Annotated in this window: 17 protein-coding genes and 1 pseudogene; 16 read left to right on the forward strand and 2 right to left on the reverse strand. The window is 57.2% G+C overall.

The window, feature by feature from the left end:
* Positions 1 to 7: 7 nt before the first annotated feature.
* The 13 genes and pseudogenes from AB7M23_RS11950 (at position 8) to recX (ending at position 11038) form a co-directional block, all read left to right on the forward strand.
* Entirely contained in the window at positions 8 to 403 is a 396-nt protein-coding gene (locus AB7M23_RS11950) for a phage GP46 family protein (RefSeq protein ID WP_454242171.1), read from the forward strand.
* Entirely contained in the window at positions 393 to 1430 is a 1038-nt protein-coding gene (locus AB7M23_RS11955) for a baseplate J/gp47 family protein (RefSeq protein WP_454240910.1), read from the forward strand. Before AB7M23_RS11950 ends, AB7M23_RS11955 begins: the two co-directional genes overlap by 11 nt.
* On the forward strand, positions 1421 to 2023 hold the full coding sequence (locus tag AB7M23_RS11960) for a YmfQ family protein (protein WP_065759234.1): 603 nt from the start codon (positions 1421 to 1423) through the stop codon (positions 2021 to 2023). The genes AB7M23_RS11955 and AB7M23_RS11960 overlap by 10 nt, the downstream gene beginning before the upstream one ends.
* Positions 2024 to 3568, forward strand: a complete 1545-nt coding sequence (locus tag AB7M23_RS11965; protein WP_454240911.1) for a gp53-like domain-containing protein — start codon at positions 2024 to 2026, stop codon at positions 3566 to 3568. It abuts the gene before it with no gap.
* A gap of 2 nt (positions 3569 to 3570) precedes the next feature.
* Positions 3571 to 3990 (forward strand): phage tail assembly chaperone, encoded by a 420-nt coding sequence (locus tag AB7M23_RS11970; RefSeq protein ID WP_454240912.1) that lies wholly within the window; start codon positions 3571 to 3573, stop codon positions 3988 to 3990.
* 55 nt (positions 3991 to 4045) lie between these two features.
* Positions 4046 to 4597, forward strand: coding sequence for a glycoside hydrolase family 19 protein (locus AB7M23_RS11975; protein WP_454240913.1), 552 nt, complete (start codon positions 4046 to 4048; stop codon positions 4595 to 4597).
* Positions 4594 to 5115 (forward strand): lysis protein, encoded by a 522-nt coding sequence (locus tag AB7M23_RS11980; RefSeq protein WP_454240914.1) that lies wholly within the window; start codon positions 4594 to 4596, stop codon positions 5113 to 5115. Before AB7M23_RS11975 ends, AB7M23_RS11980 begins: the two co-directional genes overlap by 4 nt.
* A 154-nt stretch (positions 5116 to 5269) precedes the next feature.
* A complete protein-coding gene (locus AB7M23_RS11985) occupies positions 5270 to 6064 on the forward strand; it encodes a DNA adenine methylase (protein ID WP_454240915.1) in 795 nt (264 codons plus the stop codon).
* Between the two features lie 182 nt (positions 6065 to 6246).
* On the forward strand, positions 6247 to 8232 hold the full coding sequence (locus AB7M23_RS11990) for an acyltransferase family protein (RefSeq protein ID WP_454240916.1): 1986 nt from the start codon (positions 6247 to 6249) through the stop codon (positions 8230 to 8232).
* A gap of 80 nt (positions 8233 to 8312) precedes the next feature.
* Positions 8313 to 8408, forward strand: a pseudogene (locus AB7M23_RS11995) (DUF4113 domain-containing protein); the annotation flags it as partial.
* Positions 8409 to 8905: 497 nt separating this feature from the next.
* On the forward strand, positions 8906 to 9388 hold the full coding sequence (locus AB7M23_RS12000) for a CinA family protein (RefSeq protein ID WP_065760815.1): 483 nt from the start codon (positions 8906 to 8908) through the stop codon (positions 9386 to 9388).
* Between the two features lie 103 nt (positions 9389 to 9491).
* Positions 9492 to 10562, forward strand: coding sequence for a recombinase RecA (gene recA, locus AB7M23_RS12005; protein WP_065760814.1), 1071 nt, complete (start codon positions 9492 to 9494; stop codon positions 10560 to 10562).
* An 8-nt stretch (positions 10563 to 10570) separates the two neighbouring features.
* Complete coding sequence (recX, locus tag AB7M23_RS12010; protein WP_065760813.1) at positions 10571 to 11038, forward strand: recombination regulator RecX; 468 nt, start codon at positions 10571 to 10573, stop codon at positions 11036 to 11038.
* Positions 11039 to 11070: 32 nt separating this feature from the next.
* Here recX and AB7M23_RS12015 read toward each other — a convergent pair whose 3' ends face one another.
* Positions 11071 to 12189 (reverse strand): LOG family protein, encoded by a 1119-nt coding sequence (locus AB7M23_RS12015; protein ID WP_330522092.1) that lies wholly within the window; start codon positions 12187 to 12189, stop codon positions 11071 to 11073.
* Between the two features lie 421 nt (positions 12190 to 12610).
* Here AB7M23_RS12015 and AB7M23_RS12020 point away from each other — a divergent pair, with 421 nt between their 5' ends.
* Positions 12611 to 12805, forward strand: a complete 195-nt coding sequence (locus AB7M23_RS12020; protein WP_330522093.1) for a hypothetical protein — start codon at positions 12611 to 12613, stop codon at positions 12803 to 12805.
* Between the two features lie 5 nt (positions 12806 to 12810).
* Here the strand turns inward: AB7M23_RS12020 and AB7M23_RS12025 are convergent, their stop codons facing one another.
* Entirely contained in the window at positions 12811 to 13230 is a 420-nt protein-coding gene (locus AB7M23_RS12025; RefSeq protein ID WP_330522094.1) for a quorum-sensing-regulated virulence factor family protein, read from the reverse strand.
* A 204-nt stretch (positions 13231 to 13434) separates the two neighbouring features.
* Here AB7M23_RS12025 and AB7M23_RS12030 point away from each other — a divergent pair, with 204 nt between their 5' ends.
* Positions 13435 to 14145, forward strand: coding sequence for a tRNA-uridine aminocarboxypropyltransferase (locus tag AB7M23_RS12030; protein ID WP_163931816.1), 711 nt, complete (start codon positions 13435 to 13437; stop codon positions 14143 to 14145).
* Between the two features lie 245 nt (positions 14146 to 14390).
* Positions 14391 to 15041 carry a response regulator transcription factor ErdR gene (gene erdR / locus AB7M23_RS12035; RefSeq protein ID WP_065760808.1) on the forward strand — a complete coding sequence of 217 codons (651 nt, stop codon included), beginning with the start codon at positions 14391 to 14393 and terminating at the stop codon, positions 15039 to 15041.
* Positions 15042 to 15079 lie beyond the last annotated feature (38 nt).

Raw genomic sequence — 15079 nt, forward strand, 5'->3', positions numbered from 1 at the left:
TATGCCGCTGATTGAAAGCGACGACACCGACCGGGCTTGGCGTCGGGCAACAGAGATCAGTCTTTTTACCTGGCGCCGTGCAAGCCCTGATGACCCACTCGATGACGCCCAGCGCTTTGGCTGGTGGGGCGACAGTTTCCCCACGCAGGCCAACGACTGCATTGGCTCACGTCTGTGGCTGTTGCGCCGGCGGACGCTGACGGCGGACACCGAGCGGGATGCTCAAGCCTTCGCCCGCGAGGCCTTGGCCTGGATGCTGGAAGACGGGCGCGTTACGGCGGTCGGCGTAACGACGACACGCGGTGTTGACCGGCTGGCAATGCGGGTGGTGTTGACCTTGCGCGATGGCCGAACCATCGACGTTCCATTTGAGAATTTATGGGTGGTGATCAATGCCGTTTGAAACCCCAAGTTTGCCCGCGCTGATCAGCCGGGCGCAGTCTGACCTGGGCGGCTCGGCCCTGCTGCGATCCGACGCCGAGGTGCTGGCTCGGGTGCAGGCGGCGGCTTCCTTCGGGCGCTACGGGCATCAGGAATACATCGCCGCGCAGATCCTGCCGGACACAGCAGATGAAGACACCTTGCGGCGAATGGCCCGGGTGCGGCTCAAGCGTGACCGCTTGGAGGCGGTGGTTTCCAGTGGTGCCGCGACCTTTACCGGTGCTGCCTCGGCGCTGCTCGATGCAGGCGTGCTGCTGCAGCGTGATGACGGTGTGCGCTTTCGGGTGACGGCCAGCGTTGTCTTGGTCGGTCAGAGCGGCACCGTCAAGCTGGAAGCCTTGGAGGCCGGCCAGTTGGGTAATACCCCAGCCGGTACGGTTCTGCGCTTGATCTCCCCGGTGCTGGGAATCAATGACACGGTGACCGTTGATGCGCCTGGCCTGCAGGGCGGTACCGAACAAGAGAGCATTGAGGCGCTGCGCGCCCGGGTGATTCGCTCGTATCAGGTGATCCCTCACGGCGGCAACCAAGATGACTATGTGACCTGGGCGTTGGAAGTCCCGGGCGTCACCCGTGCCTGGCTTGTGCGGCACTGGATGGGGCCGGGCACGGTTGGTTTGTTCTTCGTCCGCGACGGCGATCTAGATCCCATTCCCAGCGCAGCCGCCTGCGAAGAGGTGCGGGTGTACATCGAGAAACAGCGCCCGGTCACCGCTGAGCTTTACGTACTGCCGCCGCTGGAAAAGCCGGTTCAGTACGAACTGAAGATTATCCCCGACGGCGGCGCAGTACGCCGGGCAGTGGAGGCTGCCCTGGTCGATCTGCACAACCGCGAGTCGGACCTTGGCGCCGGTCTGCTTTGGACGCACATCGGCGAGGCCCTCAGCGGCGCGCTTGGTGAGCGTGATCATCAGTTGATCAGTCCGGCTGCCGACGTGGTAGCGGCGCGCAACGAGATGCTGACCTATGGGGGTGTGCTGTGGCGATAAGGACCGCCTCCGACTACTACGCGCAGTTACGGGCGCTGCTGCCGCCCGGTCCTGCGTGGGACAAAGAACTGAACCCCGAAGTGGACCAGCTGCTGCAGGCCGCAGCCCAAGAGCTGGCCCGGGAGGATCTGCGCGCCGCCGACCTGCTGGAGGAAAGCTTTCCCGAAACCGTTCGGGAGCTGGTCCCCGACTGGGAGCGGGTCATGCGGTTGCCCGATCCCTGCCTTGGGGATTCACCCAAGTTTGAGGACCGTCAGTTGGCGGTGCGCCGTCGTCTGGTCGAGGTCGGTGGCCAGTCACCGGCGTACTTCGTTGAGCTGGCCATCAGTCATGGCTACCCCGAGGCCCGGGTAATTGAACACCGAGCCCCACGCTTCGGGCGCTCACGCTTCGGCGCGGCGTACTTCGGTACGTGGGTCGCGCAATTCATGTGGACGCTTGAAACCGGGCCTCGGCGCCGCCTTGGTCGCCGGTTCGGCGTGAGCTACTTCGGCGAGCAATTCGGCGGCAACCCAAGCGGCGCCCTGGAGTGTGTGCTGCGCCGTAGTGCGCCGGCGCATGCGGTTGAATTTATTAAGTATGGTGAGGACTGAATGGATTACCCAAAGAGCGTACCCAATGTCGGCCTGGTGGATGGTCAGTTTGCCGACGAGAATCCCGCAACTGGTCAGGTGGGTTCCCTGATCCCATCTGCCTGGGGTAACGCGGTTACCCAGGAACTGCTGAACGTGATCAAGGCGGCAGGCTTTGCGCCTGCCGAAGGTCAGACAAACCAGTTGCTCAAGGCCATTCAGGGGCTGGTGTCTCAGGGCATTAAAAACTCTGTCCGGGTTGCGACCACGGGTGCCATTGCACTGAGTGGCGTCCAGACAATCGACGCGATCGTGCTGGTCGCTGGTGATCGGGTGCTGGTGAAGAATCAGGCCAGCAGTGCACAGAATGGCATCTACGTCGTGGCCGCTGGAGCATGGGTGCGTGCGCTCGATGCTGACGAAAGTGTCGAGGTGAAGCCGGGCATGCTGGTCGGTGTGGATGCAGGTACGGTCAACGGTGGTTCTGTCTGGCGCCTGTCCAATGCTACGCCGCCAACGCTGGGTACCACTGCACTGACCTTTGAACAGGTCTTCGGCAAGACCGGCGTGGTTGCGGGTAGTTATAAAAGTGTCACGGTGGGTGCCGATGGCCGGGTTACGGGGGGCACGAACCCCACTACCTTGGCCGGATTTGGCATCACCGACGCCTTTACCAAGGCTGAAAGTAATGCGGCTATGCAGGCGGCAATTGCGGCCCTGGTGGGTTCTTCTCCAGACGCATTGAATACCATCAATGAGCTGGCAGCCGCTTTGGGCAATGACCCTAACTTTTTGACCACAATGCTCAATCTGCTTGCGGGTAAAGCGGATAAGGCCACCACCCTGGATGGGTACGGCATTATCGACGCACTAAAAATAGGTACCGTGGGGCTGGCTGCGAAAACGGCGCCTCTTTTGCCCGACTTCAAAGCAGTGAACCCGGGTGGTTTATACCAAGCCTACGGCGCTACATACGTTGCAGCGACGCCAAATTCACCGGCAGGAAGCCAAGGTAATGTGTTGGGTGTGATTGCCGTCACGCCGAGGACTGATGCTACTTACTACTTTGTGTTTGAAAATGCTGGAAACTCGTTGAATCGGCGCTTCTGGGTAGGGCAGTACAACAGTGGTACCGATACGCTGTTCTGGTCGGGTTTAATGACCACGGACAAAATCGCCACGCAGGAACAGGTCAATGCGGGCGCCGACGACACGACTATTGTGACGCCGAAAAAGCTGCGTTGGGGTGTTTCGTACTTGCTGGCTGCCAATGGCTATTTAGCGCTCCCAAGTTGGCTTGGTGGGCTCATCATCCAATGGGGTACGGCAATCATTACAACTAACTCCACTGGCGGAAGCACAACCGTAAGCCTGCCATATAGCTACCCAAACAATCATTTTGGGGCCGTTGGTAACTACAAAAAGAGCAGCACTATCAACGACTCATTTCCGGTCAATACCTATCCAACCAGTCTAAGCACCATGGCCATTACCCTTGACGCAGCGACGGCGGGGAGCACCCCCACTGGCGCTCAAGAGGCGTTTTATATTTCGGTGGGGAACTAAGCATGCAGTATCTATTTTGTCACGAAACGATGGGGCTTTATCCGGGCGGCCTGACTGGCGACGCGGTGGGCCGCCCATATATTGAACTGAGTGAGGCAGAGTACCGGGAACTGGCGGGCCATGCGTTAGCCCTGTCCACCGATGGGCGGCCTGTCTTGGCTTCCTCGGTGCCTCCTACCCCTGAGCAGTTGCAGGCATCTGAGCGTGCGTGGCGAGATGGCGAACTGGCGGCTTTGGCTTGGTTGCGTGACCGGCACCGCGATCAGTTGGAAGTCGGTGTTACTACCAACTTGTCGGCGGATCAGTTCGCCGAGTTGCTGGTGTACATGCAGGCGCTACGCGACTGGCCCCAGTCAGAGCAGTTCCCTGTGAATGAGTACCGACCCGTGGCGCCGCCCTGGGTCGCCGAACAACACCAATAGAGCCCCGCACTGTCGGGGCTTTTTCTTTCCTACCGTTTACTTAGGGATGCAACCGATGGCTATTAGCGAGCAGCAACTGCTGCAGATTCTTCCCAACGCTGGCCAGAAAGCCGGCGTTTTTGTTCCTGCTCTCAATGCCGCTATGGGCAAGTATGGGATCGTCACCCGACTGCGCACGGCGGCGTTCATCGCCCAGATCGGCCATGAGTCCGGCCAGCTTCGCTACGTCCGGGAGTTGGGCGGTGACGCTTATCTGGCCAAGTACGATACGGGCACCTTGGCTCAGCGTTTGGGTAATACGCCGGAGCCAGATGGTGACGGTCAGAAGTACCGGGGCAGGGGGCTGATTCAGATAACAGGTCGGGACAACTATGAAGCCTGCAGCGAGGCACTGTTCTGCGACAGTCGTTTGCTCAACACGCCTGAGCTTCTCGAGCACCCTGTCTATGCGTGTCTGTCTGCAGGGTGGTTCTGGCATCGAGCAGGGCTGAATACGCTGGCTGACAAAGGAGCTTTTGTGCTGATCACCAAACGCATCAATGGCGGTATCAATGGTCTGGCTGACCGTGAAGTGCTGTATGAGCGTGCTCTGAAGGTGTTGCCATGAAAGGCATGAATTTTCGTCTGGCCTTCTTGGCTCTGCTGCTAGGGCTCGCCCTGGGTGGTCGGGTGGTGTGGCTGTGGCAGGCCACCAGCTACGGCCAGCAACTGGCCGTGCAGTCCGAAACATTCCAGAGAGAGCGTGAGCAGGCTGCTGCAGCCGTGATTGATTGGCAGGAAGAAGAGCAAGGGCGGCGCCGCGAACTGGAAGACCGCCTGCAGGCCAGTGATGAGGTCCACTACAAGGAATTGACCGATGAACAGAATGACCAGGCTCGCCTGCGTGACCGGCTGGCTACTGCTGATTTGCGGCTGTCAGTCCTACTCGCCGGCCCCGCCACCGTCCCGAGTGGTGGCAGTGGGATGCGAGAAGCCTCCGGTCCCAGCTGCGTGGTTCATGGAGGCACGCGAGCCCAACTTGACCCAGCGCATGCTCAACGAATTGTCGGCATCACCAGTGACGGCGACGAAGGATTGATCGCTCTGAAGGCCTGTCAGGCCTACGTGCGCGGCATCGCGCAATGAAATGAAAGGAGCGAGCCGAGTGGATGCGTCAACATCTGCTCGGCCCGCCAAACCCGCAGACCCTTCCTGCAAGTCCAGCCGAGGCTCCTGCTCTGTGCACAAAGCGCGGGGAGCCTAACACCTGTTTATCCATACAGTAAAGACTTGCTCTCAAATGACGACTCCTATCATTCCTTGGATGGGCGGCAAGCGCCGCCTGGCCGACCGCCTCATTCCGCTCTTTCCCCCTCATGAATGCTATGTTGAGGTCTTTGCCGGTGGTGCTGCGCTGTTCTTTATGCGCCCGCAGCCCGCACCGGTCGAGGTGCTCAATGATCTTAACGGTGACTTGGTGACGCTCTATCGGGTGGTGCAGAACCACCTGGAGGAATTCGTCCGCCAGTTCAAATGGGCGCTGAGCTCACGCCAAATTTTCGAGTGGCAGAAGATGACCCGGCCCGAGACGCTGACGGACATCCAGCGTGCCGCCCGGTTCTTCTACCTGCAGCAGCACGCTTTCGGTGGCAAAGTTACCGGGCAAACGTTCGGTACCGCCACCACCGGGCCTGCCATCAACCTGCTGCGTATTGAAGAGAACCTGTCAGCCGCGTGGCAGCGCCTCGCCGGCACCTACGTCGAAAACCTATCCTGGCTTGCCTGCTCCGAGCGCTACGATCGAGAGCACACCTTCTTCTATATGGACCCTCCTTACTGGCAGACCGCCGGCTACGGCGTGGACTTCCCTTTCGAGGAGTACAAGCGCATGGCCGACTTCATGCGCCGGTGCAAGGGCCGGGTGATGGTCAGCATAAACGACCATCCGGACATCCGCAGAGCGTTCGATGGCTTCCACTTCGAGAGCCTGGATATCCGATACAGCAATACCAACCAGCGGCAGGGCAAGGCCGAGGTTACAGGCGAACTGGTGATCCTAAATTGGCGCCCTGCAGGTCTGGGGCAGCTGTTCTAGTTACGGCATTCGGATTCGTTGGGGTAGGTGCTGCAGACCTGTGGTCCGCCCCTGCGATCTCCTCAAGCCGCGTGTGTGTGATCACCTAGCCAGGTCAAATGATGCGACGAGAAACCGACATTTCCCATTCCATTATTTTCCTTCTGTCGTAGAATCCGCGCTGCCTGCCAGGTTGGTGGCACATGGATATCGTGGATGGGATGATGATTCGGTACAGATCGGAAATTGATGGGCTTCGCGCCTTGGCTATTCTCAGCGTGCTTTTTTATCACGCAGGCTTCGCGTTTATTCCTGGCGGGTTTGTTGGAGTAGATATTTTCTTCGTGATTTCGGGTTTTTTAATAACCTCCATTATCTTGAAGGAAGCCCAGGATGGAACGTTCACATATGCAAGATTTTATGAAAGGCGGATTCGGAGGTTACTCCCTCCTGTGGTCCCTGTGATTTCTGGCTGTTTCCTGTTTTCATTCTTCCTGCTAAGTCCTGATCAATTTTCCAGTTTCGTTAGCAGTTGCTATGCTGTTGTGTTGTTCGTAGCTAATTGGTTCTTCCTCTCGACAGTCGATTATTTCGGCGGTCCAGGAGACCTGACGCCCTTGTTGCATGCGTGGTCGCTCGCAGTTGAAGAACAGTTTTACTTCATTTTTCCTTTCTTTTTGGTGCTGCTTGCTTCGCGGCCGAAGTCAGCGCGCTATGTATTTTGCGCCTCGGTACTAGCCTTGTCTCTAGGTTACTCCGCGTATCTGCTATCACAGGGAGAAGCAGAGACGGCTTTCTATAATTCTTTCGCTAGGTTTTGGGAGTTGATGATCGGCGCGATGTTGGCAGTTTGGAGTCCATCGAAGCCGGAGCAGGCTAAGGCGGATGTCTGTGAGGCCATTGGCGTTGCCTTGATTGCTTATTCGTTTATTTTTTATAATAAGCAGACCATTTTCCCTGGGTTTGGAGCAGTCCCTCCGACGTTGGGTGCCGCTCTGTTAATTTATGCAGCAGGTAACGGTCGAGTAATTTCTAAAATATTGCAATCAAGACCAATGGTCTGGGTGGGGTTGGTATCGTATTCCCTATATCTTTGGCACTGGCCAGTCATCGTATTTATAAAGCTTGTTAAGCCCGGCGCCGGCCCCCTCTTGATGGTGGCTGGACTTCTGGTTTCCTTGGTTTTTGCTGTGCTGTCCTACAAGCTCGTTGAACAGCCGTTCCGTAGGAAGCTTGTGGCTAAGTCAAGGGGGGCGTCGTTCGCATTTGCGGTTTTTTTCATGGCTTCCATTGCTTCAGTCGCCCTTGTGTTGAGCTCTACAAAGGTGGAAGAGCGTCGGGTAGAGTTGTTCGCGAAGGTACGCTCCATGCTGTTTGATGGCGATAAATTGGCTATCGTCGCAACCATAGATACTGAAAACAGATTCTACATGAAGAATCTGAATGTTAACTACTTTGGTAATATGCCTGAGTATAATCAGAGTGTATATGCTGGCTTCACCTGTAGCTACGATAGGAATAATACCGTAGATCGAATTTTTGCATGCGTTAAAGCTCAGGCGAAAGATAGGAACGTCCTGGTGTTGGGCGATAGTGTTGGTAGGGATACCATGCACTCTCTTCGCCGGGTGTACCCTGAGCTGAATTTTATTATGATTCACCAATCAAGTTGTCCGCCTGGTGATGTGGGGGCTCGCTGCTTCCGCCAATCGCGCGAATTGCTGGGTAGGGTTGGTAGAGAGTTAAAGTTTGAGGCTGTTATTATCAATTTCCGGTATCGCCCTCAAGAGTGGCGGGATGTCGAACCTGGAATTGATGCTGCGAAACAAGTTTCTCCGAATGTACTCATGTTCGGTGTGTCGCCCATGTATGCACAGAAAACATCTGACTACATAAAGTCATTGCCTGATTCGTCACCTATCCCCGTATTCATCTCGGCAAAAGACAAAGCTTTGACGCAATGGAGTTACGCTGAGCTTGCCGACCAAGCTAAAGCTATGGCAGAAAAACATAATGTAACCTTTGTGCCCGTTCTCGATTTCTTCTGTCCGTCCGCCAAGTGTCGTATGTGGGTAGACAATCGCCCAGGAGATCCACTGTTTATTGATGAGCAGCATCTCACGAGTAAAGGTATGGACGAATTTGGGGCTTATTTAAAAAATCAAGGGCCTGTGAAATCACTGCTGTAATTAGTCTTGACTTGTAAAGGCTCGCTTCTGCGGGCCTTTTTTTGGTGCGCCCGGCAGGGCGCACTCACTGAGGGGTGAAAGTGCACCTCACACCCGACTGGGGGATGCGCCGGGAAATGATGAGTCGCTCCTACATGACCCAGATCGATCAGCTTTGGCGAGTGAGCTGTACCTAAGACTTGATCGATGGGGCAAAAATGGGGCAAACCGAACGCCTATCTATGCCAATTCACGCCAATTTATGTACGTTTGCGCATATGCAAAAAGGCGCCAAAGCCCTTATGTTATTGTGCTTTGGCGCCTTTTCTCGTTAATACTCCAGCACAATCGGAGTGTGTGCGGAAAGATCAGACATTCAAGGCCTTACAGCGAGCAGTCTTTTGGACAATTGCGAATCGTCTAATACTACAGGGATTTTTTCTGCATTGCTGGCGCTTGGGTAATGTCAATTGCATGCTGGGTCAGTGAGTTGGACGCTCTTTATGCTCATGCATTTTAAGTTCGTTCGGCTGCATTCATTGCTTAGCGCAGTCGGCCGTGGATGTCTTTGAAACTGCTGCGCGCTGCGACACTCGATACCGCAAGGGCGGAGCAGTAGTCGCGCGACCTGCCGCGAGCGTTTCTGCCAAACGATGCTTGGTGTAGGGTAGTGCAGACTTTCAAGGAGCTTGCCATGGACCCGATTACCGTTCTTGCTGCCCGGCTGGGTGAGCATCTGCGTCGCTTCAAGGCTCATGTGACCACCGCCGAGTCCTGCACGGGGGGCGGCATTGCCGAGGCGATTACCCGAATTCCTGGCAGCTCTGCCTGGTTCGAGGCCGGTTATGTGACCTATTCCAATGCACAGAAGACCCGCCAACTCGGGGTTCCTGCGGCGTTGTTCGGCCAGGTTGGTGCAGTCAGTCAGGAGGTTGTCGAGGCCATGGTGCGAGGTGCGCAGGCCGCCAGCGGGGCACGTTTTGCCGTGGCAGTCAGTGGTGTGGCCGGCCCGGAGGGTGGTTCTGCTGCCAAGCCGGTGGGCACTGTATGGCTGGCGTGGGCCGACGGCGAGCAGGTGACGGCCGAGCGCAGGCACTTCGAGGGTGACCGCGAGGCGGTTCGCCGACAAGCGGTAATCGCCGCGCTAGACGGCTTGTTACAGCTTGGGGCGGAGTAAATCGCTATTCGGGGGTAGGCGGAAACAAAACCCTGTGAAATAATACTGGCTACTTATACAGGTGTTCTGGCCGTCAGGGCCTATCGATTACGTGAGGACTTCAATGGACGACAACAAGAAGCGTGCCTTGGCTGCGGCCCTGGGTCAAATCGAACGTCAATTCGGTAAAGGCGCGGTCATGCGCATGGGTGACCATGAGCGCCAGGCGATCCCGGCCATCTCCACTGGCTCGCTGGGGCTGGACATTGCCCTGGGTATTGGCGGTCTGCCAAAAGGCCGTATTGTCGAGATCTACGGTCCTGAGTCGTCCGGTAAAACCACGCTGACCCTGTCGGTGATCGCTCAGGCCCAGAAAATGGGTGCTACTTGCGCTTTCGTCGACGCCGAACACGCACTCGACCCGGAATACGCTGGCAAGCTGGGCGTCAATGTCGACGACCTGCTGGTTTCGCAGCCTGACACGGGTGAGCAGGCACTGGAAATCACCGACATGCTGGTGCGTTCCAATGCAGTTGACGTGATCATCGTCGACTCCGTTGCCGCATTGGTGCCAAAGGCTGAAATCGAAGGTGAAATGGGCGACATGCACGTGGGTCTGCAGGCTCGCCTCATGTCCCAGGCACTGCGTAAGATTACCGGCAACATCAAGAACGCCAACTGCCTGGTGATCTTCATCAACCAGATCCGCATGAAGATCGGTGTGATGTTCGGTAGCCCGGAAACCACCACCGGTGGTAACGCGCTGAAATTCTACGCCTCGGTTCGTCTGGACATCCGCCGTACCGGCGCGGTCAAGGAAGGCGACGAAGTGGTCGGTAGCGAAACCCGCGTCAAGATCGTCAAGAACAAGGTGGCCCCGCCATTCCGCCAGGCCGAGTTCCAGATCCTCTACGGTAAGGGCATCTACCTCAACGGCGAGATCATTGACCTGGGTGTGCAGCACGGTCTGCTGGAAAAATCGGGCGCCTGGTACAGCTATCAGGGCAGCAAGATTGGTCAAGGCAAGGCCAACTCGGCCAAGTTCCTGCAGGACAACCCGGAGATCGCTGCCACCCTTGAGAAGCAGATCCGCGACAAGCTCCTGAACCCGGGTGCGGTAGAGGCTGCTGGCAAGGCTGCGGTCGCCGATGCCGCTCCTGAAGACGATCTGGTCGACGCTGACGCTGACTTCTGATCCCGCCCATGTCCGTCGTACTCGATACCCCCGTCGCCGTAAGGCGGACAGCCATGGACCTGCTCGCGCGCCGCGAGCATGGTCGTGTCGAGCTGACGCGCAAGTTGCGTCAGCGCGGCGCATCTCCCGAGATGATCGAACAGGAACTTGACCGTTTGACGGACGAGGGGCTGCTCAGTGAGGCTCGCTACCTGGAAAGCTTCATCAGTTACCGCTCTCGCTCCGGCTATGGCCCTGCTCGCATACGAGAGGAGTTGAGCCAGCGCGGTTTGCAGCGCTCGGATATCGAGCAGGCCCTGCGTGAGTCAGGGGTAGACTGGCAGGCGCAATTGCTCGATGTCTGGCAGCGCAAGTTCGCAGGGCAATTGCCAAGCGATCCTCGCGGTCGCGCCCAGCAAACCCGCTTTCTGGTTTACCGGGGCTTTCCCATGGACTTGGTCGGCCGCTTGCTGAGCGGCCGAGGTCTGGATGACTAACGTTCCGGGTACTCAGCCTCGATCACATAGCTTCACGTGACCTTCAGCGCTTCCCGTGCATGCTGTGTGGTGTGCATGGGTTGGGGTTTGGCCCAGTTTTCCGGATGGTTGATGAAGTCCACCAGTTCGCGTAGGCGACCGTAATCGCGACCATTGAAGGCGAATGCCAACCGATGCAAATGGCTGAATTGCGGGTCGTCAAGTTCCACACAGCTGTGGGTGTGTTGATGGAAATGACCATGCTGGCGTAGATCTGCAAACACTTCTGCAATATCGAGCATCGCAGCGTCGCTGAGGCGATGATGCATGCGAATGATGAACTGGTTCTTCATCCAGCGACTGGAGTGGTAGTTACTGTAGAACTGGTTGATCTCTTCGACCGCTTCCTCTGTGCTGTGCACCAGGCGCAGCAACTTCATGTCGCTTGGCAGGATGTAGCGGTTTTCTTCCAGCTGATGGGTAATGAATTTCAGGGCGTCCTGCCAGAATGAGCCGCCAGGGGCATCCAGCAGTACCACGGGTACCAACGGGCTCTTGCCCGTCTGGATAAGGGTCAGGACCTCCAGTGCTTCATCCAGCGTGCCAAAGCCACCAGGGCATAGCACCAGCGCATCGGCCTCTTTCACGAAGAAGAGTTTGCGGATAAAGAAGAAGTGGAACGGCAGCAGCTTGTCTGTGCCTTCGACTGTTGCGTTGGCGTGTTGCTCGAATGGCAGAGTGATATTGAAACCCAGGCTATGTTCCACGCCAGCTCCTTCATGGGCGGCAGCCATGATGCCACCACCAGCACCTGTGATGACCATCATGTCCGAGCGAGCCAGTGTGGCGCCCAGTTCTTTTGCCAGGCCATACATGGGGTGTTCGATCGGGGTTCGGGCCGAGCCGAAGACCGTTACCTTGCGCTGGCCTTTGTACTGTTCCAGCACGCGGAAGGCATGATCCAGTTCGCGCAGGGCCTGGAGGGTGATCTTCGCATTCCAGCGGTTGCTGTCGTCATGCGCCATCCGCAGGACGGTCAGCATCATGTCCCGGTAGAGCGACAAGTTGGGGCTGTTGGGGGCGACCAGCTTCAGTTGTTCGTCGACGTTGTCGAGGTTGATTCCGTTGTTCTTGAAGTAGTTCGCAAGAAGCTCATTCGGTTTGTTAGGCATTCAACTTCTCCTTTTGCAGCAAAACTGCTGGCCAGAACGCGTATTTCGATCTGGCTGCAACACTCATGTGTTGCTGGCTGCTTCAGTCCGATTTGCGAGGTCGGCATCTCGATAGGCTCTCTGGGCCTACTGGCAGCACTGATTATCGGTATGGCTATTGTTGCCGCCAGAGGCAGTAGTGTACCGGGTGTGGATACGCCTCCTTGTTGTGCCCGAAATAAAAGTGGTGGTTGGTTATTAATCTAGACCCTGTCGGGTGTTCATGCTGTCGTGATGGCCTGTTCTTCATAGCATAACGATCATGGATTCATGCCGTTTCAGGTGCAGATGTCGACCGCTCATCTGATCGGATCCAATTAGCAGGACAATCTGATTAACTTCAAGGACGATCACAGTGTTTGAGTGCAGGGAGGCATAACCTATGCGTCGGTTGATTCTGGATGTGGATACACAGTTGTATGCGTCGCTGCAAAGCGCAGCGCAGGCCGGTGACCTGAGCCTTGAGGAGGAGTGCCTGCGACGTCTCGAAGGGGGAGAGTGTCGTTCGCGTTACATCCAGGCACTCGTGTCCGAGTTGCGTGCCGATGAAGAGCAGCGGCGCGCCAGTGAGGGGTAACCTGATTATTTCTTTTTCTGGTTCAGGCCGCAGTCGGAGGCGCTGAAGCGCTGTACGGCTACCGGGCGATTGGTTTTGTACTCGGTAAACTCGTAGCGCAGAACCGCACCGCGCGCCAGTAGCTGACGGTAGCCCGTGTTACGACAGACGCTGGCGCCCAATTGCCCACGAACCATATCCGGATTCGCTCGCATTTGCTGCGCATGGCTTTCACGTACGCTCAAATGGTTGATCAGCTCCTTGCCGTCAACGGTATAACCCTGGTCGAGAATGTCCTCGTTGATCGCCCGAGGTGTGCCAACACTGCTTTCCTTGGCAACCTTGTCCAGCATTTTGCCAAGCTCATAGTCCTGCAGCGAAGCAGCATTTGCCGCCAGAGGCAGAGCCAGCAACAGGCCGAGGGTTGGGGCGATAAAGCGCAGCATGAATTTCTCCTGGTTCGGTAACTGGCGGTTGGACCTGCGCTCTGGCGTTGCGTTCCACCATCGGCAGGCCTGTTTGCGCCAGCGCGCATCGATAGGCTGGCGATTATAGGGGAGCACAGAGCCCGGCTCCATGGCAAAAACACTCGGTGGCTGACGGCCTCTGGTAAACTGCGTCAATTGTCTCCTGCCTTCGTTGTGCCATCCATGACCCATGCTGTCTCCCGTCTGCGAGCCGATCGACTGGCCCGCAGCGTCAAACCTTTTGTTGCACGTGGTTCGCGTGCGCCTCGTTGCCCAGGCTGTCGAGTCATTGACAGCCATTGCCTGTGTGCGTGGAAGCCACGGGTTGCCGCCGAGTCGGCCATGTGCCTGTTGATGCATGATACCGAGCCACTGAAACCGACCAATACGGGATGGCTGATTGCCGACATCATTGCCGACACGACGGCTTTTGGCTGGCAGCGCACCTCAGTGGATGAGCAGTTGCTGGCACTGCTGGAGCAGCCTCACTGGCAGCCTTACATTGTGTTCCCAGGGGAGTTTGTCGAGCCGCAACGGGTGGTGACCGAGGTTGTTCGTGAGCCTGGCAAGCGGCCGCTATTCATCTTGCTGGATGCGACCTGGACCGAGGCGCGAAAAATGTTTCGCAAAAGCCCGTACCTGGACCGCTTCCCTGTACTGAGCCTGCAACCTGAGCAACTGTCACGCTATCGTCTGCGTCGGTCCAAGCGCGATGATCATTTTTGTACCGCCGAAGTGGCAGCCATGTGTCTGGAGTTGGCCGCCGATCAGCGAGCTGCCGAGGCGCTTGATGCCTATCTGGATGTCTTCAGTGCGCACTACCTGGGCGCCAAGTTCCACCGTCCTGTCGATGAACAGGATGACGTGCATCAACGGCTGCAGCCCTTCCTATAGTACAAGGGCGTCCACAGTGTGTTCGGTTCATAATGAGCACGCAGGCAGCGCCGCAAGGTGCCGAACTTGACCACCCGGTCTGAGCTCGGCATCCTTGGCGCCGATTCAGTTGTGACGAAGCTTGAAACACTTTTATCGCCTCGTTACGCCATTTTGGCATGTGGTACTGCCTCCCAAGCCTTGAGTTGCTCCCCGCCAGGCGTCCGGTCTTTAGCGCGCCTGCATAGAACAGGATCATTAGATCGATGGCCACGTACGAAATCCTGATTGCCGATGACCACCCACTTTTTCGCAGTGCGATGCGCCAGGCCGTGACGTTGGGCCTTGGCCCGGACGTGCGGCTGGTGGAAGTGGCGAGCATCGCCGAACTGGAAACCCGATTGACTGAAAAGGCCGACTGGGATCTGGTGTTGCTGGACCTCAATATGCCAGGCGCCTACGGATTCTCCGGTTTGGTCCTGCTGCGCGGGCAGTACCCGCAGATTCCTGTGGTGATGGTTTCCGCTCAGGAAGAGGCATCGGTGGTAGTGAAGTCTCGTGAATTCGGTGCTAGCGGCTTTATTCCGAAGTCGAGCCCGCTGGAGACGATTCAGGATGCCGTGCGCAAGGTTCTGGATGGTGATGTCTGGTGGCCGCCTCAGGCGTTCGAGAAAGTTGATGTTTCAGCTGAAGCCAAGGCGGCCAGTGAAGGGCTTGCCAGTTTGACGCCACAGCAATTCCGGGTGCTGACCATGGTCTGCGAAGGTTTGCTGAACAAGCAGATCGCCTATGAATTGAGTGTTTCCGAGGCGACCATCAAAGCGCACGTCACGGCGATTTTCCGCAAGCTGGGTGTGCGCACTCGCACTCAGGCGGCCTTGCTGCTGCAACAACTTGAGTCAGTTTCGGGAAGCTAAAGCCGTCTGCCTTCACGCTTTTTTGACCCGAGCTGAAC

Source organism: Pseudomonas sp. HLS-6 TE3448, assembly GCF_053629555.1.

Excerpts from the sequence above, each read along its gene's own strand:
- AB7M23_RS12030 (WP_163931816.1), top strand. The coding sequence starts at position 13,435 with ATGACCCATGCTGTCTCCCGTCTGCGAGCCGATCGACTGGCCCGCAGC.
- AB7M23_RS11970 (WP_454240912.1), top strand. The coding sequence starts at position 3,571 with ATGCAGTATCTATTTTGTCACGAAACGATGGGGCTTTATCCGGGCGGC.
- AB7M23_RS12000 (WP_065760815.1), top strand. The coding sequence starts at position 8,906 with ATGGACCCGATTACCGTTCTTGCTGCCCGGCTGGGTGAGCATCTGCGT.
- recA (WP_065760814.1), top strand. The coding sequence starts at position 9,492 with ATGGACGACAACAAGAAGCGTGCCTTGGCTGCGGCCCTGGGTCAAATC.
- AB7M23_RS11975 (WP_454240913.1), top strand. The coding sequence starts at position 4,046 with ATGGCTATTAGCGAGCAGCAACTGCTGCAGATTCTTCCCAACGCTGGC.
- AB7M23_RS11980 (WP_454240914.1), top strand. The coding sequence starts at position 4,594 with ATGAAAGGCATGAATTTTCGTCTGGCCTTCTTGGCTCTGCTGCTAGGG.
- AB7M23_RS12020 (WP_330522093.1), top strand. The coding sequence starts at position 12,611 with ATGCGTCGGTTGATTCTGGATGTGGATACACAGTTGTATGCGTCGCTG.
- AB7M23_RS12025 (WP_330522094.1), bottom strand. The coding sequence starts at position 13,230 with ATGCTGCGCTTTATCGCCCCAACCCTCGGCCTGTTGCTGGCTCTGCCT.
- recX (WP_065760813.1), top strand. The coding sequence starts at position 10,571 with ATGTCCGTCGTACTCGATACCCCCGTCGCCGTAAGGCGGACAGCCATG.
- erdR (WP_065760808.1), top strand. The coding sequence starts at position 14,391 with ATGGCCACGTACGAAATCCTGATTGCCGATGACCACCCACTTTTTCGC.
- AB7M23_RS11965 (WP_454240911.1), top strand. The coding sequence starts at position 2,024 with ATGGATTACCCAAAGAGCGTACCCAATGTCGGCCTGGTGGATGGTCAG.
- AB7M23_RS11985 (WP_454240915.1), top strand. The coding sequence starts at position 5,270 with ATGACGACTCCTATCATTCCTTGGATGGGCGGCAAGCGCCGCCTGGCC.
- AB7M23_RS12015 (WP_330522092.1), bottom strand. The coding sequence starts at position 12,189 with ATGCCTAACAAACCGAATGAGCTTCTTGCGAACTACTTCAAGAACAAC.
- AB7M23_RS11990 (WP_454240916.1), top strand. The coding sequence starts at position 6,247 with ATGGATATCGTGGATGGGATGATGATTCGGTACAGATCGGAAATTGAT.
- AB7M23_RS11955 (WP_454240910.1), top strand. The coding sequence starts at position 393 with ATGCCGTTTGAAACCCCAAGTTTGCCCGCGCTGATCAGCCGGGCGCAG.